This is a genomic window from Enterococcus sp. AMC1086 (genome assembly GCF_058216575.1).
Genome location: NZ_CM177100.1, coordinates 1,633,649 through 1,660,194 on the forward strand (window position 1 = coordinate 1,633,649; position 26,546 = coordinate 1,660,194).

Annotated in this window: 28 protein-coding genes and 1 riboswitch; of the genes, 26 read left to right on the forward strand and 2 right to left on the reverse strand. The window is 35.8% G+C overall.

Annotated features, from left to right (window positions below; translation table 11 throughout):
- Positions 1-11: 11 nt before the first annotated feature.
- The 5 genes from AC4BC4_RS07645 to AC4BC4_RS07665 all read left to right on the forward strand — a co-directional run bounded on the left by AC4BC4_RS07645 (position 12) and on the right by AC4BC4_RS07665 (position 4,247).
- Complete coding sequence (locus AC4BC4_RS07645; RefSeq protein WP_490477298.1) at positions 12-791, forward strand: segregation/condensation protein A; 780 nt, start codon at positions 12-14, stop codon at positions 789-791.
- On the forward strand, positions 788-1,402 hold the full coding sequence (gene scpB / locus AC4BC4_RS07650) for an SMC-Scp complex subunit ScpB (RefSeq protein ID WP_438756057.1): 615 nt from the start codon (positions 788-790) through the stop codon (positions 1,400-1,402). The genes AC4BC4_RS07645 and scpB overlap by 4 nt, the downstream gene beginning before the upstream one ends.
- The gene (locus tag AC4BC4_RS07655) at positions 1,403-2,119 is read left to right on the forward strand and encodes a pseudouridine synthase (RefSeq protein ID WP_010761429.1); all 717 of its coding nucleotides are present in this window, start codon (positions 1,403-1,405) and stop codon (positions 2,117-2,119) included.
- Between the two features lie 152 nt (positions 2,120-2,271).
- Positions 2,272-2,396, forward strand: a riboswitch (FMN riboswitch).
- 367 nt (positions 2,397-2,763) lie between these two features.
- Positions 2,764-3,372, forward strand: a complete 609-nt coding sequence (locus tag AC4BC4_RS07660) for an ECF transporter S component (RefSeq protein WP_438756055.1) — start codon at positions 2,764-2,766, stop codon at positions 3,370-3,372.
- 149 nt (positions 3,373-3,521) lie between these two features.
- Positions 3,522-4,247, forward strand: a complete 726-nt coding sequence (locus tag AC4BC4_RS07665) for an alpha/beta hydrolase (protein ID WP_490477299.1) — start codon at positions 3,522-3,524, stop codon at positions 4,245-4,247.
- Between the two features lie 221 nt (positions 4,248-4,468).
- On the opposite strand, the gene AC4BC4_RS07670 is transcribed toward AC4BC4_RS07665, so the two are convergent.
- Positions 4,469-4,681 (reverse strand): ferredoxin, encoded by a 213-nt coding sequence (locus AC4BC4_RS07670; RefSeq protein WP_490477300.1) that lies wholly within the window; start codon positions 4,679-4,681, stop codon positions 4,469-4,471.
- 39 nt (positions 4,682-4,720) lie between these two features.
- On the opposite strand from AC4BC4_RS07670, the gene AC4BC4_RS07675 reads away from it, so the two are divergent.
- From AC4BC4_RS07675 to AC4BC4_RS07725, 11 genes are all read left to right on the forward strand, one after another.
- A complete protein-coding gene (locus AC4BC4_RS07675; protein ID WP_490477301.1) occupies positions 4,721-5,752 on the forward strand; it encodes a YpbB family protein in 1,032 nt (343 codons plus the stop codon).
- A complete protein-coding gene (locus AC4BC4_RS07680) occupies positions 5,749-7,197 on the forward strand; it encodes a RecQ family ATP-dependent DNA helicase (RefSeq protein WP_490477302.1) in 1,449 nt (482 codons plus the stop codon). Before AC4BC4_RS07675 ends, AC4BC4_RS07680 begins: the two co-directional genes overlap by 4 nt.
- Positions 7,198-7,270: 73 nt before the next feature.
- A complete protein-coding gene (locus tag AC4BC4_RS07685; protein WP_438756048.1) occupies positions 7,271-7,798 on the forward strand; it encodes an SAG1386/EF1546 family surface-associated protein in 528 nt (175 codons plus the stop codon).
- Between the two features lie 112 nt (positions 7,799-7,910).
- Positions 7,911-8,579, forward strand: coding sequence for a (d)CMP kinase (gene cmk, locus AC4BC4_RS07690; RefSeq protein WP_438756047.1), 669 nt, complete (start codon positions 7,911-7,913; stop codon positions 8,577-8,579).
- Positions 8,580-8,781: 202 nt separating this feature from the next.
- Entirely contained in the window at positions 8,782-9,993 is a 1,212-nt protein-coding gene (rpsA, locus tag AC4BC4_RS07695; RefSeq protein ID WP_490477303.1) for a 30S ribosomal protein S1, read from the forward strand.
- A 310-nt stretch (positions 9,994-10,303) separates the two neighbouring features.
- Entirely contained in the window at positions 10,304-11,614 is a 1,311-nt protein-coding gene (der, locus tag AC4BC4_RS07700) for a ribosome biogenesis GTPase Der (RefSeq protein ID WP_490477304.1), read from the forward strand.
- 247 nt (positions 11,615-11,861) lie between these two features.
- The gene (locus AC4BC4_RS07705; RefSeq protein ID WP_010761417.1) at positions 11,862-12,137 is read left to right on the forward strand and encodes an HU family DNA-binding protein; all 276 of its coding nucleotides are present in this window, start codon (positions 11,862-11,864) and stop codon (positions 12,135-12,137) included.
- A 206-nt stretch (positions 12,138-12,343) separates the two neighbouring features.
- Positions 12,344-14,002 carry an IS1182 family transposase gene (locus tag AC4BC4_RS07710; RefSeq protein WP_490477345.1) on the forward strand — a complete coding sequence of 553 codons (1,659 nt, stop codon included), beginning with the start codon at positions 12,344-12,346 and terminating at the stop codon, positions 14,000-14,002.
- A 442-nt stretch (positions 14,003-14,444) separates the two neighbouring features.
- Entirely contained in the window at positions 14,445-15,491 is a 1,047-nt protein-coding gene (locus tag AC4BC4_RS07715) for a hypothetical protein (RefSeq protein WP_490477305.1), read from the forward strand.
- 3 nt (positions 15,492-15,494) lie between these two features.
- Complete coding sequence (locus tag AC4BC4_RS07720; RefSeq protein WP_490477306.1) at positions 15,495-16,754, forward strand: tetratricopeptide repeat protein; 1,260 nt, start codon at positions 15,495-15,497, stop codon at positions 16,752-16,754.
- 8 nt (positions 16,755-16,762) lie between these two features.
- Positions 16,763-17,299 (forward strand): ReoY family proteolytic degradation factor, encoded by a 537-nt coding sequence (locus AC4BC4_RS07725; RefSeq protein WP_438756041.1) that lies wholly within the window; start codon positions 16,763-16,765, stop codon positions 17,297-17,299.
- Between the two features lie 55 nt (positions 17,300-17,354).
- Here AC4BC4_RS07725 and AC4BC4_RS07730 read toward each other — a convergent pair whose 3' ends face one another.
- Positions 17,355-18,245 (reverse strand): YitT family protein, encoded by an 891-nt coding sequence (locus tag AC4BC4_RS07730; RefSeq protein ID WP_490477362.1) that lies wholly within the window; start codon positions 18,243-18,245, stop codon positions 17,355-17,357.
- A 165-nt stretch (positions 18,246-18,410) separates the two neighbouring features.
- On the opposite strand from AC4BC4_RS07730, the gene AC4BC4_RS07735 reads away from it, so the two are divergent.
- The 10 genes from AC4BC4_RS07735 to aroB all read left to right on the forward strand — a co-directional run bounded on the left by AC4BC4_RS07735 (position 18,411) and on the right by aroB (position 26,513).
- Complete coding sequence (locus tag AC4BC4_RS07735; protein WP_490477363.1) at positions 18,411-18,758, forward strand: nucleotide pyrophosphohydrolase; 348 nt, start codon at positions 18,411-18,413, stop codon at positions 18,756-18,758.
- Positions 18,751-19,539: a 4-hydroxy-tetrahydrodipicolinate reductase gene (gene dapB / locus AC4BC4_RS07740; RefSeq protein WP_490477307.1), complete on the forward strand. Its 789-nt coding sequence runs from the start codon at positions 18,751-18,753 to the stop codon at positions 19,537-19,539. Before AC4BC4_RS07735 ends, dapB begins: the two co-directional genes overlap by 8 nt.
- Complete coding sequence (locus AC4BC4_RS07745) at positions 19,536-20,747, forward strand: CCA tRNA nucleotidyltransferase (protein ID WP_490477308.1); 1,212 nt, start codon at positions 19,536-19,538, stop codon at positions 20,745-20,747. Before dapB ends, AC4BC4_RS07745 begins: the two co-directional genes overlap by 4 nt.
- Before the next feature lie 5 nt (positions 20,748-20,752).
- The gene (locus tag AC4BC4_RS07750) at positions 20,753-21,124 is read left to right on the forward strand and encodes a thioesterase family protein (protein WP_490477309.1); all 372 of its coding nucleotides are present in this window, start codon (positions 20,753-20,755) and stop codon (positions 21,122-21,124) included.
- An 81-nt stretch (positions 21,125-21,205) separates the two neighbouring features.
- The gene (locus AC4BC4_RS07755) at positions 21,206-21,658 is read left to right on the forward strand and encodes a hypothetical protein (protein ID WP_438756036.1); all 453 of its coding nucleotides are present in this window, start codon (positions 21,206-21,208) and stop codon (positions 21,656-21,658) included.
- A gap of 73 nt (positions 21,659-21,731) precedes the next feature.
- Positions 21,732-22,712: an NAD(P)H-quinone oxidoreductase gene (locus tag AC4BC4_RS07760; RefSeq protein ID WP_490477310.1), complete on the forward strand. Its 981-nt coding sequence runs from the start codon at positions 21,732-21,734 to the stop codon at positions 22,710-22,712.
- Positions 22,713-22,728: 16 nt separating this feature from the next.
- Positions 22,729-23,055, forward strand: coding sequence for a nitrous oxide-stimulated promoter family protein (locus tag AC4BC4_RS07765; RefSeq protein WP_490477311.1), 327 nt, complete (start codon positions 22,729-22,731; stop codon positions 23,053-23,055).
- Positions 23,056-23,469: 414 nt separating this feature from the next.
- Positions 23,470-24,339 carry a shikimate dehydrogenase gene (gene aroE / locus AC4BC4_RS07770; protein ID WP_490477312.1) on the forward strand — a complete coding sequence of 290 codons (870 nt, stop codon included), beginning with the start codon at positions 23,470-23,472 and terminating at the stop codon, positions 24,337-24,339.
- 29 nt (positions 24,340-24,368) lie between these two features.
- Positions 24,369-25,391 (forward strand): 3-deoxy-7-phosphoheptulonate synthase, encoded by a 1,023-nt coding sequence (gene aroF, locus AC4BC4_RS07775; RefSeq protein WP_490477313.1) that lies wholly within the window; start codon positions 24,369-24,371, stop codon positions 25,389-25,391.
- A 60-nt stretch (positions 25,392-25,451) separates the two neighbouring features.
- Positions 25,452-26,513, forward strand: coding sequence for a 3-dehydroquinate synthase (gene aroB, locus AC4BC4_RS07780; protein ID WP_490477314.1), 1,062 nt, complete (start codon positions 25,452-25,454; stop codon positions 26,511-26,513).
- The last annotated feature ends 33 nt before the right edge of the window (positions 26,514-26,546 follow it).

The following is a 26,546-nucleotide window of genomic DNA, read 5'->3' on the forward strand; positions in this document are numbered from 1 at the left end:
GTTGGATGATTTTGCAGGAAATTAATGTGAAATTGGATGTATTCGAAGGACCTCTCGATCTTCTCTTACATTTGATTCAAAAATTGGAAATTGATATTTATGATATTCCAATCGCTGCAGTAACAGAGCAGTACATGAATTATATTCATACAATGAAAACATTAGAGTTAGAAATTGCTGGGGAATATTTAGTGATGGCGGCAACCTTGATGGCAATCAAAAGTAAGATGCTTTTACCAAAACAAGAATTAGAAATGACTGAAGATGATGAGATTCTCGATGGTGAAGATCCACGAGATGCTTTGGTTGCTCAATTAGTAGAATACCGAAAATTTAAATATGCAGCAGGTCTTTTGCATGAAAAAGAATCGGAAAGAAGTCTTTATTATACCAAAGAACCAATGGATATTGATGAGTATAAAGAAGAGAATCCCTTACTACAACCAAATCAATTGAACACGATTGATTTGTTCCTTGCTTTTCATGCAATGTTAGAGAAAAAGAAAAGCCGTCAGCCAGTCGAAACGACTGTTACGGGCGACGATGTATCGATTGAAGAAAAAATTATGATGATCACTCAAAAAATGTCTCAAATCGATCGGAATACACCGATAAATTTCGAATCTTTTTTCACGTCATATTCTAAACAAGAAGTTGTGACTACTTTTATGGCTTTGTTAGAATTAATGAAAAAAGGAGTCGTTCATGTAGAACAAGAAGACAATTATAGTACGATTTTATTGTATAATACGTCTGAAGAGATTGAATCAAGTACGGAGGAAACAGCGTGACCACAGTTAGTCAGATTGAAGCGATTCTATTTGTAGTCGGTGAAGAAGGAATTGGATTAGAAGAATTATCTTATTTACTAGAGTTATCCACCGCCAAAACATACGAAGCGTTGACCGCTTTAAAAGAACGCTATGAAGCAGATAAACAAGCAGCTTTAAATATTTTAGAGGTAGGCAATCATTTTATATTGTCCACTAAGAAAGCCTTTGCGCCGTTACTAAAAAAATATGCACAATCACCTATCTCAAATTCTCTGTCTCAAGCTGCCCTTGAGACCTTATCGATTGTTGCGTACAAGCAACCAATTTCAAGAGTAGAAGTAGATGAAATCAGAGGAGTCCAGTCGGCAGGCTCAATGCAAAAATTAGTTGCGCGTCAATTGATCGAAGAAAAAGGACGGGTAGACGGACCTGGTCGAGCTATTTTATACGGTACGACCGCTTATTTTATGGATTATTTTGGTTTAAGATCTCTAGAAGAATTACCGGATATCCATCAAATGGAAGAAGAAATCGCAGAAGAGTTACCATTAGACCTCTTTTTCGACCGTTACAAAGAATTGAATAAAGAAGCAACAACGGACATAAACGAATCGGAGGAAGAAAACTAGATGGAAAGACTTCAAAAAGTAATCGCACACGCTGGAATCGCATCACGCAGAAAAGCAGAAGAATATATCGTCAATGGACGTGTCAAAGTAAACGGAAAAATCATTAGAGAATTAGGAACACAAGTAGGAAAAAATGACAAAGTTGAAGTAGATGACGTCCCAATTTATAAGGAAGAATATGGATACTATCTTTTCTATAAACCTAAAGGTGTAATTTCAGCTGTTTCAGATGATAAAGGAAGAAAAGTCGTAACGGATTTTTTCTCCCACATCAAAGAACGTATTTATCCTGTTGGTAGATTAGATTATGATACATCAGGCTTATTACTACTGACGAATGATGGGGAATTTTCTCAAAAATTGACTCACCCAAGTCATGAAATTGATAAAGTTTATGTAGCAAAAGTCAAAGGATTAGCAAAAAAACATGATTTGCTTCCACTGACTAAAGGAATGAAAATCGAAGGCTACAAGACAGCGCCAGCCGCTTTTGAGATTATCTCTGTCGATTTAAAAACAAATACGAGCATAGTAGAATTAACCATACACGAAGGTCGTAATCACCAAGTGAAAAAAATGCTTCAGGCTGTAGGTTATCCAGTGCAAAAACTTAAAAGAGAAAAATATGGTGATTTAACGTTGAAAGGGTTACGCCCGGGTGAATATCGTAATTTAAATAAAAAAGAGATCAGTGTTTTAATGAACCAATCTAAATAAATATTCTTAAGTAGATGAGTCAAGACTATACTTAGTTTTGATTCATTTTTTTAAAAGTCGCGTACGAAGATTTAATATGTGACTTACTGAACAAAAATATTGCTTTTTTCTATAAAAGTTGTATACTGAAAGTGTACAAAAATTAAATAAAGGTTCGTCTTCAGGGGCAGGGTGAAATTCCCGACCGGTGGTTATAGTCCACGACCTACTTCATTTGAGGTGGCTGAATTGGTGAAATTCCAATACCGACAGTAAAGTCTGGATAAAGAAGATAGGGCTTATTTGAATTGGCATTTTTCAGATAAGATAACTCTACTCTATTTTCCCTGCAGGAAAATAGAGTTTTTGCTGTGAAATAGTTTAGTTGATCGAAGAATAAGACAGTTATTGGCGAACAAAGTGAGAGTAATTACTTTCGTACTAAAACTAACGATAAGTGAATCACTTTCACGACGAAACAATATAATTCACCTAATGACTGAACAATGATTAATAGTAAAATGGCTATTAAATCAGCATTATATAGCTAAAAAAAATTTTATCATTCGATTAAGAAAGAACTTGCAGTAACACAAGAGTAATCGCTGGGAAATTCAATTTAGAAAAGTTCGTTTGAAGATGGGTCCTTAACAGGAGGATTTCATATGCGAAACAACAAGGTACAAAAAATGGTAAGTGTAGCAATGTTAGCAGCAATAGGTGTCGTTTTACAATTTGTGGCATTTCCAATCATGCCTGCTTTCAGTTTTTTGAAAATCGATTTTAGCGATATACCAGTCATGATCAGCATGTTTTTATTCGGACCGTTAGCTGGTATTAGTACAGCATTTATACGATCTGTATTGCATCTATTTACGACGGGGGCATCCCCACAAAATTTAGTAGGAGATGCGGCTAGTTTCTTTGCAACAACAGTCTTCACCTTGCCGATGTATTATTTTTTCAAACGAGGAAGCGACAAGCTTTCTAATAAGATTTTAGGTATTTCTACAGGAATAATTGCCTTAACTGTTTTTATGGGCGTAGCAAACTACTTCGTGATCACGCCGCTTTATTTAAAATTATTCGGCGTATCAGCAGGACAATTTTTAGGAATGTCTTTAGCAAAGTATGTTACCATCGGTATTATTCCATTCAATTTGATCAAAGGCGCGATTGTGAGTGCTGTTTTCTTAGTCCTACACGCAAAACTTTTGCCATGGCTTTCTAGAAAACAATATCAATTAGGGAACAAAAAAACAACAATCAAGTAAATAAATATATAGTGAAAAACACAAAGAAGTTGGGGCAGAAGGAGTTTTTTCTGACCCACTCTTTTTATTTTTTTGATCATCAAGACAAAATTGTCTAATTACTATTTAATTTCTGGTAAAATAAGAAAGTGAAGAATGGAGAGATAATAATGAAAAAGTGGCAAAAACGACTGCTTTGGTTTGTCGGAGTACTTGTAACATTGATTTTAGTAGGTTTATTCTACATAAAAACAATAACCTATACGCCAACTACAGCTGCATTGGAGGCATCACAACAAGCAACTGACGAAAATGGCATACTATTCTTTAAAGGAGATCAAGAAAAACCAGCACTTATTTTTTATCAAGGGGCATTGGTTGAAAATACTAGTTATAGTATTTGGGCTGAAAAAGTAGCAGATGCTGGATTTTCAGTGTATTTGGTAAAACAACCTTTGAATTTAGCCGTTTTAGGGCAAAATAAAGCAGAGAAAATCATTCAATCGAATCATCTAACTAATTATGTCATTGGTGGGCATTCATTAGGAGGCGTTATGGCTAGTCGATTTGCTGTTGAAAATAAGAACCATGATGGATTGAAAGGCGTGTTTTTTTTAGCAAGTTATCCTGATGAAAAAGGCAGTCTAGCGAATTTCAAAGGTCCAGTTCTATCTTTGACGGGTTCTGAAGATGGGGTTTTAAATTGGCAAGCTTATGATCAATCAAAAAAATACTTGCCTAAACAAACAGTTTTTCATGAAATCAAAGGCGGAAATCATGCCGGGTTCGGAAGCTACGGTGAACAAAAAGGAGATAAGCCGGCTCAGATTAATAATGATAAACAACAAGAAGAGATTGCTGATCAACTAATTGATTGGCTAAAAACAATCAAATAAAAATAAAAGGAGAGGAGGTTGGGACAGAAGTGTTTAGCTCCGAGAAATAAGAGGAAACTCACGAAAATTGCTCTTCAAATTTTTGTGAATTTCAACTTATTTCCGAAGGAGTTGCTTCTGCTCCCACCGTTTATTCGGATTTATTAAGGCTAGGGTATAACTCGTAGAGTTATGTCCTAGCCTCTTCTCTTTTTATTATTGAGAAAAAAATTCAGTTTGTATTATTTTTCTGTGATCTCTATTGCACGAACAGGACATTTGCGGTACGCTGTTAAAGCATTGTTTCGTTCAGATTCAGGAACAAATTCATGAAGGGCTTGGTGATCATTTTTCAAAATGACGATCCCATCATCATTATAATCGAAAATTTCTGGTGCATAGACTTGACATAAACCGCAAGCAATACATTTTTCAGGAATTATTTTACATAACATATGAGCACATCCTATTCTATCATTGAAAGAGGTGGAAATATGGAACCTTCCTTTATTTTAGCTTTATTTCAGCACGGATACAAGGTGCGGACTTCAACTTTGTATCATCTTTTAAAAGGCAAACGTACAAGTTCAGTTTTGTTGTATGGTTTTTTGTATGACAATTTACCTTTTTTTCACTTATTTCCAGAAATAACCGAAAAACAATTTAATGATCTACTGGCTAGTTTAGTTAAAGAAAAATTGTTACTTCAAACTTTAGATGGTGAGGTACAGATAACAGAATCAGGCAAACAAACAATAGAACATGATATGGATCATTTTTTTTGGATCAATAATTATCGTTTTGGAAAAACGGATGAAATAATTTGGCGGTTATTACAATTTACGGTGCAGGTTGTCTCAAATTTATCCTACGCGAACAAACAGTATGTTCCACTTGAGCAATCACCATTGTTTCAAAAACAAGTAAAAATGTATATAAAATCGATGCCAAAAGCTCAGTTGATCGAAACCGTAAAAAAAGAATGGACTCAAATTTTTTCTCAATTAACGAATGAAGAGGCTTGTTTTTTTGCGCAACAATTCTCTGGGTACCAAAAAATTGGGAAAACTTCTTTTCAATTAATCGGAGATCAAAAAGAAACATTAAAGGGATATCTTCTCAAAAAAGAAAAACTCCATCATTTATTAGCTACAATTTATCTAATGCCAGAGAGTAGTTTTTTGAGACAACTGATTCTTCCTTTATTTAAACAAAATGAAAATAAAAGCATGAATGAAACGGTCCTTTATCTAAAAATGCAACTATCAATTGAAGAATTGGCTCTGAAAAGAAGAGTCAAAATAAGTACGATCAAAGATCATCTTATGGAATTCGCTTTAACAGAAGAGTTCCCCTTTGAACAGTTTATATCAAACGCAACTAGTGAGTATTTAAAAGACTATAAAAAACCCTATCAGGATTGGGAATATCGTGTAGCAAAACAAAGCAATCCAGAACTTGACTATTTTGAATTTCGTTTGTATCAAATTCAAAAAATTAGAGCAGAAAGAGAAACCAGCGAATGACAATCAATTTAGAACATGTATTACAAAATAAATTTGGGTTTAGCACATTCAAACCAGGACAAAAAGAAGTCATCGAACAGTTGCTAAATAAGCAGGACACATTGGCTGTTTTACCTACAGGAACGGGAAAATCCTTGTGTTATCAACTATTTGGACAGTTAGTCAAAGGAACAGTAATTATCGTTTCGCCATTATTGTCATTAATGGAAGATCAAGTGATTCAGCTTCAAAAAAAAGGAGAGACGAGTGTTATCGCATTAAACAGCAGCTTGTCTTTTTCAGAAAAGCAATATGTCCTAAATCACCTGAATGACTATAAATTCATTTTGATCAGTCCTGAAACCTTGACCCAAAAAGAAGTACGAAAAAAAATAGCAAGTTTAACTATTGGATTATTTGTAGTAGACGAAGCCCATTGTGTTTCCCAATGGGGTGTTGATTTTAGACCCGAATATACCAAATTAGCTAAGATCCAAGCAGAATGTGGCTATCCATTGACCTTAGCATTGACTGCCACAGCTACTCCAGCCGTAAAAAAAGAGATCATTAAACAAGTATTTTCCCAGCGCAAAGTGATCTCAGAAGTGATTTTTTCTGTGAATCGACCAAATATAGGGTTGATTGTCAATCAAACTACTGAAAAAAATGACACCTTGATTTCTTACCTGACACAATTAAAAAACAGAGGAATCATTTACTGTGCAACCAGAAAAACAGCTGAAAAAGTCAACCAACTAATTACGGAAGAGACCCATTTGAAGTCAGCATTTTATCACGGTGGTTTGATAGCCAATGAACGAAGCTTACTACAACAGCAATTTGTATCAAATGAATTAGATGTTTTATGTGCGACAAATGCTTTTGGAATGGGGATCGATAAATCAGATGTACGTTTCGTCATTCATTATGATTGTCCCGATAGTTTAGAAAATTATGTTCAAGAAATCGGACGAGCTGGTCGTGATGGTGAGGCTAGCGTAGCAATCCTGCTTTATAGAAAAGGAGATGAATCCATTCATTATTATTTCCAGTCTGAAAGTAGACTCGATCGAGGTCTTTTAAATGAATTGGTTTCATATCAATCAAAAAATCAAGAACAGATTTTAACGATGTTAAACGAAATTCAACAAAAATGGTTCCAAGGATATTTAGAAAATGAATATACAATCGAAGAATTAGAAGAAAGATTATTAAGAAAAGAGAAAGAACGTCAACAACAGTTGAACACTATGTTAAGCTATATCAATGAAGAAAATTGTCGCCGCCTATTCATTCAGCAGTATTTTTCAGAAAAAAAGACTGATATAACACAAGAAAATTGTTGTGATCGATGTGGCTTATCCTTTGACAATTACAAAGGTCAAATAGTACAATCACCAGAAGAAAACGAAACCTCTGAACAATGGGAGGACATTTTAATAAGATTATTTAAAGAATCAAAATAATCTTTTTTTAAACTGCAGTTGTTTAAAAGCTGTGGTATAATAGCAAACGAGAGAATTTTAGGAGGAACGATACGTGAGTAAAAAAGATAATAAAAAACCATCAGGTGCACGTGAACCTTGGGAGCAGTCAATCTATGATACAGATAAAAATGCTGGGGGCTCCCGCTCAGAAAAACGTCAACAAAAAAAGGGCAATACGGTCTTTCTAACAATTTTAGTTATTCTATTATTATTGATCATTACGTTACCTGTTGGAACCTATCTTTATGTGATGAGAGATAAGCCTAACAATAAAGAAGCGAGTCAACCGTCATCATCTGTAGTTGTTCAGTCATCGACAAAAGACAGTTCAACTTCGTCAAGCGTTTCACAAGAGTCGTCATCATCCTCAGAAGCCGTAACGGGTGAAAGCAGTGTGCCGCAAGAAACGACACCGACAAGTGAAGCAGAAGGAGCAGCTGTTTATACAGAAGTGTTGAATGGAGAAGGACCAAATCAAGTTGCTTCAAGAAATGGAATAACAACAGAAGAACTATTGCAGTTAAACGGCTTAAGTTTGGATTCTGTTTTACAACCAGGTCAGTCTTTACGCGTTAAATAATTGAATGAGTAAACAAAAGAGATAAATCAACCTTTACTTTTGAGGGTCTGAAACAAAACAATCTTGTTTTGTACCAGACTCTTTTACTATGCGATAAACAAAGGAGTTCATTATGAAAAAGATAAGTATTGCTATCGATGGACCAGCATCTTCTGGAAAAAGCACAGTAGCTAAAATTTTAGCAAAAAAATTAAATTATATTTATTGTGATACAGGTGCAATGTATCGCGCACTGACTTATTTAGCAATCAAAAAGAAGATCGATTTTGAGAACGAAAAAGAATTGGTCAAATTATCTTTGGACCATACGATTTCATTCAAGCAAACAGAGAAAGAACAACTTGTTTTCGTTGATGGAATAGAAGTTACAGAGGAAATCAGGCAGCCAGATGTAACAAATGCTGTTTCGATTGTTGCAAAACATAGAGCTGTTCGGGAAAAAATGGTAGAGCTTCAGCAAAAAATCGGTCGTGCTGGTGGTGTTGTGATGGATGGACGAGATATTGGGACTGCGGTCTTGCCTGATGCACAAGTCAAGATATTTTTAGTTGCTAGTGTAGAAGAACGTGCTGAAAGACGTTTTAAAGAAAATCAACAAAAAGGCATAGAAACCGACTTCGATACCTTAAAAAAAGAAATCGAACACCGAGATTATCTTGATACAACGAGAGAAGTGTCTCCATTAAAACAAGCAGAAGATGCAGTGAAAATTGATACGACTGGCATGAACATAGAAGCAGTCGTTAAAGCGATAGAAGAGATCATCCTAACGAAAAGTTAAGAAACCTATCATAATAATTGTAAAGAAGTATGACTGAGAAAAGTTATACTTTCTTTGTCTTAAAGAAAGAAAATTTCTTCTAATATCCAAGAAAAACAAGAAAATGAGAGAAATCGCTTTATTTTTTTAGCAAAATCCCGTACTATTAAAGGAGTAGGTCAGTTTTTACGAATTTTTTGGTGGCATAGGAGGATAAGTATTCATGACAGAAGAGAAAAAAGTGGAAATAAGCAACGAAACAATGGAAGATGCAATGAATAGTTTTCAAGAAGTGAGTGTTGGCGACATCGTTAAAGGTGAAGTTCTTGCTATTGAAGACAAACAAGTAATTGTTGGTATTGAAGGCGCTGGCGTTGAAGGTGTGGTACCAGCAAAAGAATTATCAACAACTCAAGTAGAAGATATCAATGAATTAGTGAACGTTGGTGACACTTTAGATTTAGTCGTTATCACGTCAATCGGCAAGGATAAAGAAAACGGTAGCTATTTACTTTCTAAACGTCGTTTGGATGCTAAAAAAGTTTGGGAAGAAATCGAGCAAGATTTCCAAGCAGGAAAAATCATCGAAGCACCTGTTACCAATGTGGTTAAAGGTGGTTTAGTGGTTGATGTTGGCGTTCGTGGATTTGTACCAGCATCAATGGTAGAAGACCATTTTGTTGATGATTTTTCGGCATATAAAGGGCAAACTTTGACCTTCAAAATCATTGAGATCGAACCTTCAGAAAATCGCTTGATTTTATCTCATAAAGCAGTAGTGGCTGCTGAGAAAAATTCTAAGAAAAAAGATATTTTAGCAACTCTTCATGATGGCGATATCGTTGAAGGTAAAGTTGCTCGTTTAACTGATTTTGGTGCGTTTATTGATTTAGGCGGTATTGATGGATTAGTTCACGTTTCTGAAATCGCCCACCAACATGTTGCTAAACCAAGTGATGTGTTGACAGTCGGTGACGATGTGAAAGTGAAGATCCTTTCAATAAATCCAGACGAAGAACGTGTTTCTCTATCAATCAAAGAAACATTAGCTGGACCTTGGGAAGATATTGAAAACAAAGCAGCAGTTGGTTCAGTTCTTGATGGAACGGTCAAACGTTTAACCAGCTTTGGTGCATTTGTTGAAGTATTTCCAGGTGTTGAAGGCTTAGTTCACATTTCTCAAATTTCACACAAACATATTGCAACACCTCACGAAGTTTTACAAGAAGGTGAAGCAATTAAAGTGAAAGTATTAGAAATTAATCCAGAAGAACACCGTATTGCATTAAGTATCAAAGCTTTAGAAGCCAAACCCGAATCTCAAGAAGAACCTAAAGATGTCCAAGAATATGAGTTGCCAGAAGAAAACACTGGTTTCACAATGGGTGATATCTTAGGTGATGCTTTAAAAGCACAAGATTCTGATTCAGAATAGTTTTAGTAAAAAATCGGAACGGAGGGAAACCTTCGTTCTTTTTTTGTAAGTAAAATAGTGATAAAAATCATTTAATTTGATTTTCAGTAGATATAAACGATGTTTAAATTTGCAGATGAGTATTGTGCTTGATATTATTTGCGGAACTGATGAAGAGATTGACCTGCTTTTTTGAATAATTTACTTAAATATGTAGAGATCAATGATAGGATATTGGTTTAATTTGCTTATTTTATCAGTTTTTCTTGCATCTTAGACAAGCTTTAGGTAAACTAGTAAAGATTGAAAACTTGTCAAGGAGGTAATTTGAATGGCAAATCCAACAATTGCAATTGTCGGGCGCCCCAATGTAGGGAAATCGACGATTTTTAACCGTATAGCTGGTGAGAGAATTTCTATTGTAGAAGATACACCAGGTGTAACAAGAGACCGTATTTATGCCACAGGAGAGTGGCTAGGACGTGAGTTCAGCATTATTGATACAGGTGGTATCGATTTAAGTGATGAACCGTTTATGGATCAAATCAAGCATCAAGCTGAAATCGCTATTGAAGAAGCAGATGTCATCATTTTTGTCGCAAGCGGCAGAGAGGGTGTTACAGATGCAGATGAATTAGTAGCAAGAATTTTATACCGTAGTAATAAACCAGTGATTTTAGCTGTAAATAAAGTTGATAATCCTGAAATGAGAAATGATATTTATGAATTTTATTCGCTAGGTTTAGGCGATCCATTCCCTATTTCTGGAAGTCACGGTTTAGGTATTGGAGATGTACTCGATGAAGCTGTTAAGCATTTCTCAACTGAAATCGAAGAAGAAGATGAAGATACGATCAAATTTAGTTTGATTGGACGTCCTAATGTGGGCAAATCATCATTGATCAATGCGATATTAGGTGAAGATCGTGTGATCGTCTCAGAAATTGAAGGCACGACTCGTGATGCAATCGATACACATTTTGAATCAGAAGATGGTCAAAAGTTCTTGATGATTGACACAGCGGGTATGCGTAAACGAGGAAAAGTATATGAATCGACAGAAAAATACAGTGTTATGCGTGCAATGCGTGCGATTGAGCGCTCAGACATTGTTTTGATGGTCTTAAACGCTGAAGAGGGTATTCGTGAACAAGATAAGAAGGTTGCCGGATATGCCCATGAAGCAGGACGCGGTATCATCATTGTTGTCAACAAATGGGATACTGTCGAAAAAGAAACAAATACGATGCGTGACTTTGAAGAAGAAATCAGAGAAGAGTTTCGCTATCTTGATTATGCACCGATTATCTTTGTTTCGGCATTAACAAAACAACGCTTAAATAAATTACCGGAATTAATTGAACTTGTCAGCATGAATCAAAATCTTCGTATTCCTTCTGCGTTGTTAAATGATGTAGTGATGGATGCCATCGCCATTAATCCAACACCGACGGATAAAGGCAAACGTTTGAAGGTATTCTATGGAACGCAAGTAGCTATTAAACCACCGACCTTTGTTATTTTTGTAAATGAAGAGGAATTAATGCATTTTTCTTATGCAAGATTCTTAGAAAATCAAATTCGCAAAGCTTTTACTTTTGAAGGAACACCGATCAAAATCATCCCAAGAAGGCGGAAGTAGCGCATTTTACCACACTTTTTTCAAATGTACAAATAAATTCGTTGAGTTATCAAAAAAAATGATATTTTTGAAAAAAACTGGTTAAAACATATCAAAAACCTTGCTATTACAAGCTTCCTATGATATCGTGATAACAGAATATTGATCCAATTCAATATTTATACGTCATTTTTGGACCACTCAAAAATAAACGTAAATTAGATATCTTTTAGATATCCTATCCCTTGTGGAGGAGGTGAAATAATCCATGGCAAATAAAGCAGAATTAATCGAAAACGTTGCATCTTCAACTGGTTTAACTAAAAAAGACGCAACTGCAGCAGTGGATGCTGTATTTTCAACAATCCAAGAATCTCTTGCTAAAGGTGAAAAAGTTCAATTAATCGGTTTTGGTAACTTTGAAGTACGCGAACGTGCGGCTCGCAAAGGACGTAACCCACAAACTGGTAAAGAAATTCAAATCGCTGCAAGTAAAGTACCTGCGTTCAAACCAGGTAAAGCGTTGAAAGATGCTGTTAAATAAGACAGTTCTTAGAACCCTTGATTATTCAAGGGTTCTTTCTTTTTATTCTAATAAAAGACAGAATAAAGAGCTTGGGACATAAGTCCTAACGAAAAATCCAGATACCAGTCAAATTGATTGGCATCTGGATTGTTTTTTTGTACAAAAATAAGAACACCTTTGCTAAAATAAAAGTGACTAAACAAATAAGTCAGCGAGGTGTTCTTATGTTTAAAAATTATACCACAAATCAAGTCGTTCTTCCTCTAGATTTTAGTTTTCAGTTAGAAAAAAACGATATTGCGTTTGTCATTGATCAATTAGTTGAAAGTATTCCGGAGGAACGCTTTCTTCCTTTTCATCATCAAATGGGGCCTTCTTCTTATCATCCGAAAATGATGATGAAGATGATTTTATGTGCCTACACACAATCTGTATTTTCTGGTCGCAAGATTGAAGCCTTGACGAAAGACAGTATTCGCATGATGTGGCTTACTCAAAGTTATCAACCTAGTTATCGAACCATCAATCGTTTTCGAGTGAATCCTTTAGTGAATGCACTCCTTCGGGAGTGCTTCGTCCAGTTCCGTAGCCAATTAGTCAAGGAACAATTAATCGATGAAGAAGCCATTTTTATCGATGGTACAAAGATTGAAGCCAACGCCAATAAATACACCTTTGTTTGGAGAAAATCCATTGATAACTTTGATAAAAAGCTTACTGAAAAATCAAATTTTCTCTACGATGAATTGTTAAAGAATCAAATTATTCCTGAAATTGAGCGAGAGTCCTCAAAAGAATTATCTGTCACTGAATTAGGTAAGATTGAAGAAAATCTCGCGCATGTTGTCGAAAAGTTTACAGAAAAAATCGAACAAGCAGAGGATGGAATTACGCGCAAATCAATCCGTTCTAAACGAAAAATTCCTAAAAAATTAAGGACACTTTTCAAGGACTTTAAAGAGCGAAAACTCGCTTATCAAAAACATAGACAGATTTTAGGGCAACGAAACAGTTACTCTAGAACTGATCTAGATGCCACTTTTATGCGCATGAAAGACGATCATATGAAAAATGGTCAGTTGAAAGCAGGTTATAATCTTCAAATCGCCACGAACAGTCAGTATATTTTAGGCTATGATCTTTTCTCAAATCCAACAGATACACGAACATTGCGCCCTTTTTTAACCACTTTAAAAGAGCGTTTCTTTGATCTGCCAAACTATATTGTCGCAGATGCCGGCTATGGAGGAGAAGAAAACTATCAAGCGGTTTTAGAGGATCACGAGCGAACACCACTCATCACTTATGCCATGTACCATAAAGAACAGAAGAAAAAGTTTAAACAAAATCCGTTCCTTCCAGCAAACTGGTCGTATCAGGAATTAGATGATACGTTTCTTTGTCCAAACGGACGAAAAATGAATTTTCGAAACTATTCTATTCGTACAGATAAATATGGCTTTAAACGTTATTTAAAACGGTATGAATGTGAAGACTGCTCGAATTGTCCTCTTCGAAGCCAGTGTACAAAAGCGAAGAGTGACAAGAATCGTGAGATTCAAAAGAACATGAATTGGGAATACTTTAAAGCAAGAATTCAACAGCTGCTTTCAGAAGAAGAAACAGGTAAACTCTATCGTCAACGAAAAATTGACGTCGAACCAGCTTTCGGACATTTGAAGGCTTGTTTAGGGTTCACTCGGTTCTCTGTTCGAGGGAAACAACAGGCACACAATGAAATTGGATTCGCGTTAATCGCAGTAAATTTAAGGAAATATAGGCTAAGTAAGCTAGAAAACATGAAGGATTCTCCCAATAATCTAAAAAATAAAAGACTGAAAAACATTTTTATGATTTTCGGTCTTCTGTTTTATTTGTCTTAAGACTTATGTCCCAAGCTCTTCTTTTTATTCTAATAAAAGACAGAATAAAAACCAATCTGATCAGATTGGCTTAAAGGATAGAGAATAATTAGTTATGTTTGAAAAAAATCGTTTAACTATGAACAATGGAAAATGCTAATTATTCAAATCAGACTGAATCACTCTGTTTCTCAAACACACTGAAGTTTAATGAACTGCGCTATTTTTCACTAAACCTTAGTCGTTCTTTGAAACAAGTTAAGTATAAACTCTAATTAAGAATTTTTTACATAGGTAAATTAGACTATCTAGAACAAAATAGTGAATTAATAATGCCTGTTCTTTAAGAGAATTAAAAGAACAAGCATTATTGATTGAAGTTCTTTGCTTTTCAAAAATAAAAATCCTCCCTCTTTCTGTTTTACCACAACTAATGGTAAAATGTAGAAGAGGAGTGTTGTCGATGGAATTAGTTTATAAGAAAAATCAGCTACAGACAACCATTATTTACGGTGAGACCTTTGCCTCCCAGATCAAATCAGCTTCATTTGAATCGAAACATCTTTTTTTAATTACTAATCAGCGCTATTATGATTTGTTTTCGGAGAAACTGATTCAGTTTTTTGATGACAAACAAGAATTAGATTGGTATATTTGTAAGAATGATGCTCATTGTAATAATATGAGTGAATTGGAAAGTGTATTAGCCTTTTTAGCGAATTTTGATCAGCAGCAGGACTTTCTTTTTTTGGGTGTAGGAAATGAAGGCGTTGTGCAATTAACTAACTTTTTACACGAAACATCTGTACTGAATTCTGATTGTTGGCTTTTGCCATTATCCATTCAATCATTAAGTAAAAGTCTAATTCCAGAAGTCCAAATAGAATTAAAGAACTATCCTGTGTTACAAAGACCAGTTCTTGCAGGAAGAGTCATCTATGATCGTACACTAACAACAGACCATGGGGATCGAAAATTAATCGATTTTCTTGTATTTATTCGATGTGGATTGGTTTGTAGCCATGATTTTTTGCGAATGCTTTTTAGAAACTACAGTGATGCAAATCGGTTGAATCAACAGTCTTTTAATGGCATGTTAGATGAGATGATCCGCTATTATGAGAACGACGGTGAAACTATCGATCAATTCGGACGATTGTTTGAACAGGGCTTTTTAGAAACCCAGAATGGTCATTTGCTCTCAGGTTATATGAAACGCTTTTTGGGCTGTATATTGCAATTGCTTTGGTCTCAAGAAGTCAATCAGTTTTCATTTCATTATAAAAATTTTATAATATGGTTGATTCGATTAGGTTTTCCAGTTGAATTTCCTGAACAAATTTTAGTGAGTGAGTATGTGGAAGGTATTTTGAAATGTGTTGAACGAGGTGAGCAGGCTGCTTTATTAAAAGAAGTTGGAGTGCTTGATCAATTGCAAAAACCCACAACAGAAGACCTACTGGCAACAATAGAACAATATAAAATTATTTTGAAAGAAATTAGAGGATAAAAAATGACAACGTATAGTGAAAAAATGCTCCAAGCATTACACAATGAAGAGTTAGCTCAAGCACAATTGATGTTAGCAGAAGCAATTAGAAAAGATGACGATGATACACTTGCTGATTTGGGCGAAGAATTATTGTCACTTGGGTTTTTAGAAGAAGCAAAATTAGTTTTTGAACATTTATTGACAATTTTTCCAGATGCAGATGGACTTAATATCCCTCTAGCAGAAATTGCTATTGAAAATAATTTGATTGATGATGCGTTTATTTATTTAGAAAAAGTAGGGAAAGATAGTGATAGCTATGTTCAAAGCTTGCTTGTAACAGCGGACTTATATCAAGTCATCGGTATTCCAGAAGTGAGCGAGTCAAAATTAAAAGAAGCCCAACGATTAATGCCTGATGAACCGTTGATTTTGTTTGCATTAGGGGAATTGTACTTCTCTAATGGTCAATTTCAGGAAGCAGCAGCTGCGTATCAAGAACTTCTTGAAGCACAAGTGACAGAAATCTCTAGTATCTCACTCAACGAACGATTAGGAAGCAGTCGCAGCATGTCAGGCGACTTTGAAGATGCGATCCCATTTTTAGAAAAAGCCTTAGAAGAAGGGCAAACAGATGACCGTTTATTCCAATTAGCCTTTACGTACTTACAGCTCCATGAAAACCAAAAAGCAATTGCCCTTTTACAGCAATTAAGAGTGTTGAATCCTCATTATCAATCGTTGTATTTATCATTAGGGGAGGCGTTACAAGAGGAAGAACAATTGGATGAGGCGCGAACAGTTTTAGAGGAGGGAATCAAAGAAAATCCTTTCCAAGTTGATCTTTATCAGTTAGCTTCTGAGAATGCTTATCGATTACACGATACTGAAAAAGCGGAATCTCTGTTAAAACAAGCCTTAGAGCTTGGTGAAAAAACAGATGAAACAAGACTTACATTAAGCAATTTGTATTTAAATGAAAATCGCTTTGATGAAGTGATTGAAGTTGTACAGCAAATGGAAGAGCAAGGACATCCTTATGGTGAATGGAATTTAGCTCATGCGTATAATGAATTGGAAGAGTTTGATTTAGCAAAAGTGCATTTCGAACAAGCGTATCAAGAACTTTCTCATGAACCAGAATTTTTAAAAGAATATGCTGTTTTTCTTCGTGAAGAAGGACAAATGGAAAAAGCGAAAGAATTATTACAGCATTATCTTCAACACGAGCCAGGGGATACTGAAGCACAATCCCTATTAGATGATATTGAAGAAAGATAGGTGATTCGATGTTTGTCAATGTCGCAGAAAAAAAGGAATTTTTAATTTGGCTGGTTAATAATATCTCGTTTAGTCAAAGAGAGGTATTATGGATTTTGAATTATTTAATCAATCATGAAGCTATTTTGAATAATGTTCATTTTATCGAGCAGGCGGATAAAACAGTTCGCGGAATAAAAGTTACGGCAAGAGAAATGGACGATGAACCAATCCGTTTGTTTTTATCAGGAAAAGAATTTACAGATACAGATCAGATTTTTCATGAAATTCGTATGAACTGGAAAGAAGCTCTTTATGTGGAATGTGTATTTGAGGGCTCTTGGCAAAATAGCCAATACTTATCAATTTTAGAAGATAATCCGTATGCCCGCTGGAATGAGCAGGTAAGTGAAGATGTCATCGACAGTATCAACGCATTTTTTGCTCATGAAGAAAAGCAAGCAAAAGCAGCTCTGTTACGGAGTCAAATTGATTTAGCACTAGAAGATAATGATTATGGAGCATTTTTAGAATTAACAGATGAATTGAATCGCTTAAACAAATAAAAAAAGGTAAAATAGATTAGGTAGAAGACGGTCTATTTTACCTTTTTCACGTGTATTAATTAAGTTGTTTTTTTCTTTTAAAACGCATTTTTGCAGGTTTTAAGTAGGTAAATCCTTCGCCGATCGCTTCGTGGACATTTATAACAGAAATGAATGCTTTTTCATCTAATTCATGAACGATTCGCTTGATTTCCATAATTTCACTAGGACTGACAACAACATAAAGGACTTTTTTCTCTACTTGAGAATAGCCACCTTGTCCGTCTAAATAGGTGACACCTCGCTCTAATAGCGCCATAATTACTTCTCCGATGTCCTCAGAGTGATCAGAAATAACTAAAATTCCTTTAGCAGCGTATGCACCGTCTAAGACAGAATCAACGACCTTACTGAACACAAATGAAACAATCAACGTATACATCATTCTTTTGACATCAATATAACTTAATGAAAGAATCAAAACAAAAATGTCAAAGAGTAAAAGTGAACGCCCCATACTAATGCCATAATTTTTTTCTAAGATTCGAGCTACCACATCTGTACCACCTGTCGTACCGCCTACACGATAAACCAAGCCGCTGCCAATACCAGCAGCGAGTCCGGCCAACAAGGAGGCAATCAATAAGTCGTGGTCTAGATTGACCTCTATAGGGAAACGTTGCCATAACCATAGGAAGACTGATAAAGAAACTGTTCCTAAAATTGTATAATAAAATGAATGCTTGCCTAAAACTTTACCGCCGATCAAAATCAGTGGAATATTGATGATCAAGGTTGAATAGGCTGGATCGATGTCAAAAAGCGCACGTAAAATCAATGTAATCCCAGTTACGCCACCTTCTGCTAAGTCATTTGCAATATTAAATGTTACTAATCCAAATGCATAAAGACAGGTGCCGGCTAAAATTAATAATACGTCTTTAACATAAAATTTTTTTTCTTCAATCATTCTCTTCACTCCTAAAACATATTGGACTGATACTGTTTTTCTTCATATCCAAGAACTTTTATCCAGTACTCACTTTATCATTCTCATTATAAAACAACAAGTAGAACCTTTTCAGATGGCGCAGTTTTTGATAAGATGTGTAATAGAAAGGTTGGGGTAAAAATGAAAGATGAAAATCAATCTCTGCATTCTATGCAAGAGGAAGTGGATACTTACATCCAGCAATTTAAAACAGGTTATTTTTCTCCATTAAGCCAAATGGCACGATTAACAGAAGAAGTAGGAGAACTCGCGCGAGAAATCAATCATTATTATGGTGAAAAACCTAAAAAGTCAGATGAAAAATTAAAAACGGTTTCTGAAGAATTAGGGGACGTATTATTTGTCACGATGATCATGGCAAATTCATTAGATATAGATTTAACGGAGGCATTTCAAAAAAATATGGAAAAATTCAATCAACGGGATAAATATCGTTTTGAACGAAAGGATGGGCAAATAAATGATTAAAATTTTAGTCGCAGGTTTTAAAGGAAAAATGGGGGCAACGGCAACAAAAATGGTCTTAGATCATGTCGGTTTTGAACTTGTAGGGGTGCTGGATCCATTTGAAGAGAAAAACAATCTTAATGAATTAGCAGAATATCCGGAAATCAATGTACCGATTTTTAAAACAAAAGAAGACGTTCTTTCTGTTCAGCCAGATGTTTGGATTGATTTTACGATTCCAGCTGTCGCTTATGAAAATACTCATTTTGCCATTGAACATAAAATATCACCGGTTGTAGGGACAACTGGATTAACAGAGGAACAATTAGCTGAGTTGACTGATCGTTCAAAGACACTGGAAGTCGGCGGGTTGATTGCACCTAATTTTGCTGTGGGTGCTGTTTTAATGATGCAGTTTGCGCAAAAAGCGGCAGAATATTTCCCAGACGTTGAAATTATTGAGCTACATCACGATAATAAATTAGATGCCCCAAGTGGAACGGCAATCAAAACGGCAGAAATGATGAGTGACGTTCGTGCAAAGAAAAAACAAGGTCATCCTGAAGAAAAAGAATGGATCGAAGGAGCTCGCGGAGCAGATTTTGAAGGGATGAAAATTCATAGCGTTCGTTTACCTGGGATGATTGCCCATCAGCAAGTTCAATTCGGTGGTATTGGCGAGGGCCTAACGATCAGACATGATTCTTACGATCGTAGTTCATTTATGACAGGTGTTGCTTTAGGCTGTGAAAAAGTTGTTCACTTAAACAAATTAGTCTATGGGTTGGAAAATCTATTATGAAATTAGAGATCATACCTGATGAGTTCACGCGAGCTACTAGCGTACTCAAAGAAATTCAAGCTCATGGATTTGAAGCTTATTTTGTTGGCGGAAGTGTTCGTGATGCGTTATTGAATCAATCCATTCATGACGTTGACATTGCAACTAGTGCATACCCAGAGGAGATCAAACAAATTTTCCACCGAACGATCGATGTGGGAATTGATCATGGGACAGTTCTTGTTTTAGTTGGGGATGAACAGTATGAAATTACGACATTTAGAACAGAATCAACATACCAAGATTTTAGACGTCCAGATAAGGTGACTTTTGTTCGTTCCTTAAAAGAAGATTTGAAGCGACGCGATTTTACGATCAACGCTTTGGCAATGGATGTTGATGGGGAAATCATAGATTTATTTGATGGCATAGCTGATTTGAAGCAAAAAATCATTCGTGCTGTTGGAAATCCTAAAGAACGGTTTCATGAAGATGCTTTGAGGATGATGAGGGGATTACGTTTTGCTAGTCAATTAGATTTTAAGATTGAAGCAAATACGTTATCTGCCATTGAAGCGTTTCATCGGTTATTAGATAAAATATCCGTCGAACGAATTGCTGTAGAATTTATGAAACTTTTATTAGGAAAAAATAGGCGAGCTGCGTTATTGCCGTTCATCGAGACTGAGTGTTACCTGTATTGTCCTGGTTTAAACAAATTCGGTGAAGCTCTATTTAATTTTTCAGATCTTCCAAATAGACAAATCGAATCAGAAAGTCAAGCTTGGGCTTTACTAATTAAGACACTAGGATTAAAAGAAACCGAGATTCGCGTTTTTTTGAAATCGTGGAAACAGTCGAACCATATGATTCAAGAGGTGCAAAACCTTGTTTATGGCTTGAATAAACGTCTCTCAGAAGAGCTACACGACAAGGATTTGTTTGATTTAGGCTTAGATACAGCATTGTCCGTTGAAAAACTGTTGTTTTATTATGGGCAAAAGAGTAAACTTGAAGAAGTAAAAGAACGATATTTATCTTTGCCGATCCATGACAGAAAGCAGCTTGCTGTTACAGGGAATGATTTGTTGGATTATTTCGACAAAAAACCTGGAAAATGGCTAGGTGATATGATCGAGATACTTGAGGTCGCTGTTGTAAAAGGTCAAATAGTAAATAACAAAGAACGATTGATTGGATATGCAAAAGATAAGATCGATGAGGAGTGATAGCCGTGAAAGAATTCTCAAAAAAATTTGTTGTTGGGTCAAAAGACACTGCAAAAGAAATCGGGTCGGGGGATTTAGATGTATTAGCCACACCTGCAGTCCTTGCAATGGTTGAGAACGCTGCAAAAGAGTATTTGCACAAAGAATTAGCGTCAGAAGAAACGAGTGTAGGAACATTGATTGAAGCGAGACATTTAAAACCTTCAATGGTTGGAGCAGAAATTATTGTGAAGGTCAGTGTCGAGTCACAGGAAAAAACAAAAATCAATTTTTCTTTTGAAGCTTTTGACAATGGCCAAATCATTGCCACAGGTATCCATCAGAGAGCTGTTATCTTAACCGATGTTTTTTTAGACAAATTAGCTCTTTCTAAGTGAGAAAGCGAATGGTGTGACCTAACTTGAAAGTTATGCTAAACTTAACTTTGTAGAAATTATTTAGATAAGGAGACTTATATTATGAGTAGAGAAATGACAGGATTAAAATTTTATTTTAGAAACGATGAAACTTGGACGATCGGTCGTCGTTTTATCGGAGATTTATGGATCAAACAAATCACAACAAGCTTTGGTCGTATTCATGGAAGCGAATTTATGGAAATCCACCCATGTGAAGGCTTTAAAATCGAAATCTTCCAAGAAGGTGATCACGTTCAAACACATGATATCAACCTTGGCGGACTTGAACTTGGAATGTTCGCTCGTGCTTTAAAATATGAAGATATTGAACGTATGGAAATTTTATACAAAACTGGAACACCAGATTTAGTTTATTTCCCATACAAAGATAAAACTGACGAAGGTTTAGACAATGTCTATCAATCTACTAAAGTCAGTGAAAAAACAAAAAGCTTATATATCGTAATCGATCCAAAACAAACGGTTGATGACGTATATGGTAAAGAACTTTAATAACTAATTGATTTGACCGTAGATTTCTTTTTGGAGATTCTGCGGTTTTTTGTTAAAATTGTGAGGTGTAAAAATGAAAGCTATCGAGTTACGATCCAAGAACAGTCAATCAATGTTAGAATTGACAAAAGAAGCACGACGGCCAAAAAGAAATGCTGATCAGTTATTGATCAAAGTCGAAGCAGCAGCGATCAACCGTACCGATTTAATGGCAATAGAGACTGGAAAATTACCAAGAGGAAACACTATTTTAGGTGTAGAAGTTTCAGGTATAGTAATCGAAAGTGAATCAAATTTATTCCCTTGTGGTAGTCGCGTGATGGGGCTTGTGAATGGCGGTGGATACGCTGAGTACACCGTGATGAATCTTGGGAATGCAATGCTTTTATCTGATCAATTAACATTTGAAGAAGGAGCGGCAATTCCAGAAGTCTTTTTAACAGCTTATCAAACACTATTTTGGCTAGGCGAACTGAATTCTCATCAATCTGTTTTGATTCATGCTGGTGCTAGTGGTGTGGGAACTGCTGCAATTCAGTTGGCGAAACACTTAACATCGGCCAAAATCTTTGTCACAGCAGGCTCTCCTGAAAAATTGGAATTATGTCGCTCGTTAGGAGCAGATGTTTTGATTAACTATCATGACGAAGATTTTAGTGAGAAGATTCAACAAGAAAGCAATGGCCAGGGCGTGGATGTTATTTTGGATTTTGTCGGCGCATCCTATTGGGAGAAAAATATTGCGAGTATTGCCTACGATGGTCGACTGATTCTTATCGGTATTTTAGGGGGCGCATTGATAAGAGAAGTTAATTTAATGGATCTACTAGAAAAAAGAATAACCATCAAAGGAACGTTGCTCACACCAAGAAGTGATGCTTATAAGGCAAAGCTGACTAAGGAATTTTCAGATAAAACGAAGATACTATTTGAAAAACAGGAGCTAAAACCAGTTGTAGATACAATTTTTCCGCTTGAAGAAGTGGCAAAAGCCCATCAATATATGAGAAGCAACCAAAACAAAGGAAAAATCATTTTAAAAATCAATGATTGAATAGTGAGCGATAAAAATGGTGAAAAAAAATAATGGACCAAAAATACAAGAAGAAAAACGAACCATTCTTGCAATGATCGAACTCTATTACAAAACACATGATGAACCTCAGATCGATAAACAAAAAATGCGATCTTATTCAAAACTTCGGTTGGATGTTTGCCGTTTTGGGGAAGAAAAACCTACTTGTAAGCAGTGTCCTGTACATTGTTATCGTCCGGATTACAAAGAGCAAATGAAACAAATAATGAGATATTCAGGACCAAGAATGTTAGTTTATCATCCAATTTTGGCAGTAAGGCATCTGTTGAAAGAACATAAAAGTAAAAAAATAAAAACGTGATGAACATATGTAATCACTAGTTTTTATTTGAACTAACCCAAAAAATGAATGAATAGAAAATAAAATAGGTTGACACTTGGTTTGCCTAGGTATATACTAAGAACAATTCTTAAATAAATCAGTTACGGAGTGATTCATATGACAATCATGAAGCATAACCAATTACAACTGAATAATTATTACTTTAGCTATTTTAGATGAGTTTGTATTCATGAACATTGTGGATGCAGACTAGCAAGTTTGTATCTATGATGGCTAGGGGATTTTGAAATGACTTTCAGCCGCGTAGATGAGAAAATCTATAGTGGCTTTTATATTACCCATTTTTTGTGAGGTGTTCACTGTAGATTTTTCTAAAAATTTACGTGAATACCTTTTTTATTTGAGAAAAATCGTTTTTGAGGAGGAAATAAGATGGAAAATAAGATCACAGGACATACGAGATTAGCTGCATTATTCGCTACACCGATTCGTCATAGTATTTCACCAATGATTCACAATACAGCTTTTCAAGCATTAGGGATCGATGCAGTATATCTTGCTTTTGAAGTGGGGACAGATGGGTTAGAGCAAGCAATTGATTCAATCAAGACTTTGGAAATGCTGGGGGCAAACTTATCGATGCCAAATAAAATTTTGGCGGTCAACTATATGGATGAATTAAGCAAAGCCGCGCGCTTGATCGGTGCGGTGAATACCATTACCAATGATCATGGTAAATTAACAGGACACAACACTGACGGTACGGGTTTTATGAGAAGCTTGCGAGATATCGACGTCGACATTATTGGTAAAAAAATCACTATTATTGGAGCTGGTGGGGCAGCTACAGCCATTATTGTTCAAGCAGCACTAGATGGCGTTAAAGAAATCACGGTTTACAATCGAAAAGATGATTTCTATGACAAAATCAAAGAAAAGCTAGCTTACATTTCAGAGAATACAGATTGTACGATTAGCTTACATGATTTATCTGATGAAAATAGTTTAGCGAAAGATGTAGCAGAAAGTGCACTGCTATTAAACGCAACAGGTGTTGGAATGAAGCCACTGGAAGAGAAAACACCGATTCAAGACTTTTCCATCATTCGCCCAGATCTTGTAGTCTGTGATGTTATCTATACACCTAGAGAAACAGAATTTCTAAAACAAGCTCGTTTACGTGGGGCTAAAACCAATAATGGTTTAGGAATGCTGCTTTATCAAGGTGCTGCAGCGTTTGAAAAATGGACAGGAAAAGAAATGCCGATAGAAATCGTAAAACCAATTATTGAAAACAACTAAATTTGAATTGATTGAAGGAGAGAATAATAATGATCGTCATTATGAAAACAGAAGCAACGAAAGCACAAATCAAAACAGTGATCGAACGAGTAAAGAAAGAGGGACTAGAAGTTCATCTAAGTGAAGGCAAAGAACAAACAATCATTGGCTTGGTCGGTGACACCAGAAAAATGCAAGATGTAGCATTCAATAGTTACGATGGGGTTGAAAACGCAGTCAGAATATCTTTGACTTACAAACTAACCAGTCGTGAGTTTCATCCAGAAAATACGATTGTTAATGTTGATGGTGTGAAAATCGGTGATGGCAGTATGACGATGATGGCAGGACCATGTTCAATCGAAAGTTTAGACCAAATTCGAGAATGTGCCAGAATTGCCAAAGCAGGTGGCGCAACTATTTTACGTGGTGGAGCCTTTAAACCAAGAACATCACCATACGCTTTTCAGGGATTAGAAGAAGAAGGTCTAAAATATATTCGCCAAGCAGCAGATGAATTTGACATGAAAGTTATCACAGAAGTCATGGATGAAGCGCACATCGATATGATTGCAGAGTACAGTGATATTTTACAAATTGGTGCTCGAAATATGCAGAACTTTAAATTGTTACAAGCTGTTGGAAAAACAGGTAAACCAATTGGCTTAAAACGAGGAATTTCTGGTACAATTGATGAGTGGCTAAATGCAGCTGAATATATTGCTGCCCAAGGAAATTTCAATGTGTTGTTCATTGAACGTGGTATTCGTACCTACGAAACAGCAACGCGTAATACACTTGATTTAAGTGCTGTTCCATTAATTAAAAAATTAAGCCATTTTCCAATCATCGTTGACCCAAGTCATGGCGTAGGAATTTGGGATCTTGTTCCTTCAATGGCACGTGCAGGTGTTGCAGCAGGTGCGGATGGTCTGATCGTTGAGATTCACCCGGATCCAATCAACGCTTGGTCTGATGGACCTCAATCTTTAAATGAAAAAACATACATGCGCATGATGAAAGAAGTCCACATTATGGAAAAAGCGATGAAAGAAATTAATGATTTAGATTAAAAAGGGTGTCAAATAGAAGGTTATTATTTTCTCTTTACTAAAAAATAGGAGTTGAATTAAGTGAAACTCACTGTAACTTTACCAAATCATTCATATGATTTGACCATTGAAAACGGTTTGCTGAAAGATATCGGTTCTTGGGTTCAAGAATTATGGTCGCCACAAAAAATTGTCATCATAACAGATACAAATGTTCAACCTTTGTACGGTGAGCAAGTCGAAAAAAGCTTGAAAACAGCAGGCTTTGAGCCCGCAACTTTTGTGATCAATGCAGGAGAGCAAAGTAAAAGTTTGACTGTAGCCGCTGAAATTTATGATTTTTTGGCGGATGAAGGAATGACTAGAAGCGATGGTATTATCGCTCTGGGCGGCGGAGTTGTTGGTGATTTAGCAGGATTTGTTGCTTCGACATACATGCGTGGTCTTCATTTCTTACAAGTTCCAACGACATTATTGGCTCAAGTAGATAGTAGTATTGGTGGGAAAACGGCCGTTAATACAAAAAAGGCGAAAAATTTAGTAGGTACATTTGCTCAACCTGATGGTGTTTTGATCGATCCTGATACGTTGGATACTTTAGAAGTAAGACGAATTCAAGAAGGGATCGCTGAAATCATAAAATCTGCTGCTATTGCAGATGAAAACTTATGGCTAAAATTAGATACATTAACTGATGAGTTTGATTTAAAAGCCCATGCGACAGAAATTATCGCAGCTTGTTGTAAAATCAAACGGAAAGTCGTAGAAGAAGACGAACTGGATAACGGAGTTCGTTTACTGCTCAACTTTGGGCATACAATCGGTCATGCATTAGAAAATACAGCCGGCTACGGTAATTTAACTCATGGTGAGGGCGTTGCAATCGGGATGAGCCAAATCACAAGAGTTGCCGAAAGTAAAAAGTTGACTCCACTTGGTACAACAGAACAATTGAATCAAATGATTCAAAAGTTTCACTTACCTACTTGCTCAAATTATTGGGATCAAGAGAAACTATATGCGGCATTGACACATGATAAGAAAGCACGGGGCGGAAAAATCAATATTATTTTATTGGAATCGATAGGTGAAGCCAAAATCGTTCGGATTCCGATTGAAGAAATGAAGAGTTATTTAGATTAGCGAGCTGCACGGGCTAGTTTGCTACGCTTTTAA

Coding starts and splice junctions, on each gene's coding strand:
- AC4BC4_RS07655 (WP_010761429.1), top strand. CDS start 1,403: ATGGAAAGACTTCAAAAAGTAATCGCACACGCTGGAATCGCATCACGC.
- AC4BC4_RS07660 (WP_438756055.1), top strand. CDS start 2,764: ATGCGAAACAACAAGGTACAAAAAATGGTAAGTGTAGCAATGTTAGCA.
- AC4BC4_RS07665 (WP_490477299.1), top strand. CDS start 3,522: ATGAAAAAGTGGCAAAAACGACTGCTTTGGTTTGTCGGAGTACTTGTA.
- AC4BC4_RS07670 (WP_490477300.1), bottom strand. CDS start 4,681: ATGTTATGTAAAATAATTCCTGAAAAATGTATTGCTTGCGGTTTATGT.
- AC4BC4_RS07675 (WP_490477301.1), top strand. CDS start 4,721: ATGGAACCTTCCTTTATTTTAGCTTTATTTCAGCACGGATACAAGGTG.
- AC4BC4_RS07680 (WP_490477302.1), top strand. CDS start 5,749: ATGACAATCAATTTAGAACATGTATTACAAAATAAATTTGGGTTTAGC.
- cmk (WP_438756047.1), top strand. CDS start 7,911: ATGAAAAAGATAAGTATTGCTATCGATGGACCAGCATCTTCTGGAAAA.
- rpsA (WP_490477303.1), top strand. CDS start 8,782: ATGACAGAAGAGAAAAAAGTGGAAATAAGCAACGAAACAATGGAAGAT.
- der (WP_490477304.1), top strand. CDS start 10,304: ATGGCAAATCCAACAATTGCAATTGTCGGGCGCCCCAATGTAGGGAAA.
- AC4BC4_RS07705 (WP_010761417.1), top strand. CDS start 11,862: ATGGCAAATAAAGCAGAATTAATCGAAAACGTTGCATCTTCAACTGGT.
- AC4BC4_RS07710 (WP_490477345.1), top strand. CDS start 12,344: ATGTTTAAAAATTATACCACAAATCAAGTCGTTCTTCCTCTAGATTTT.
- AC4BC4_RS07715 (WP_490477305.1), top strand. CDS start 14,445: ATGGAATTAGTTTATAAGAAAAATCAGCTACAGACAACCATTATTTAC.
- AC4BC4_RS07720 (WP_490477306.1), top strand. CDS start 15,495: ATGACAACGTATAGTGAAAAAATGCTCCAAGCATTACACAATGAAGAG.
- AC4BC4_RS07725 (WP_438756041.1), top strand. CDS start 16,763: ATGTTTGTCAATGTCGCAGAAAAAAAGGAATTTTTAATTTGGCTGGTT.
- AC4BC4_RS07735 (WP_490477363.1), top strand. CDS start 18,411: ATGAAAGATGAAAATCAATCTCTGCATTCTATGCAAGAGGAAGTGGAT.
- dapB (WP_490477307.1), top strand. CDS start 18,751: ATGATTAAAATTTTAGTCGCAGGTTTTAAAGGAAAAATGGGGGCAACG.
- AC4BC4_RS07745 (WP_490477308.1), top strand. CDS start 19,536: ATGAAATTAGAGATCATACCTGATGAGTTCACGCGAGCTACTAGCGTA.
- AC4BC4_RS07755 (WP_438756036.1), top strand. CDS start 21,206: ATGAGTAGAGAAATGACAGGATTAAAATTTTATTTTAGAAACGATGAA.
- AC4BC4_RS07760 (WP_490477310.1), top strand. CDS start 21,732: ATGAAAGCTATCGAGTTACGATCCAAGAACAGTCAATCAATGTTAGAA.
- AC4BC4_RS07765 (WP_490477311.1), top strand. CDS start 22,729: ATGGTGAAAAAAAATAATGGACCAAAAATACAAGAAGAAAAACGAACC.
- aroE (WP_490477312.1), top strand. CDS start 23,470: ATGGAAAATAAGATCACAGGACATACGAGATTAGCTGCATTATTCGCT.
- aroF (WP_490477313.1), top strand. CDS start 24,369: ATGATCGTCATTATGAAAACAGAAGCAACGAAAGCACAAATCAAAACA.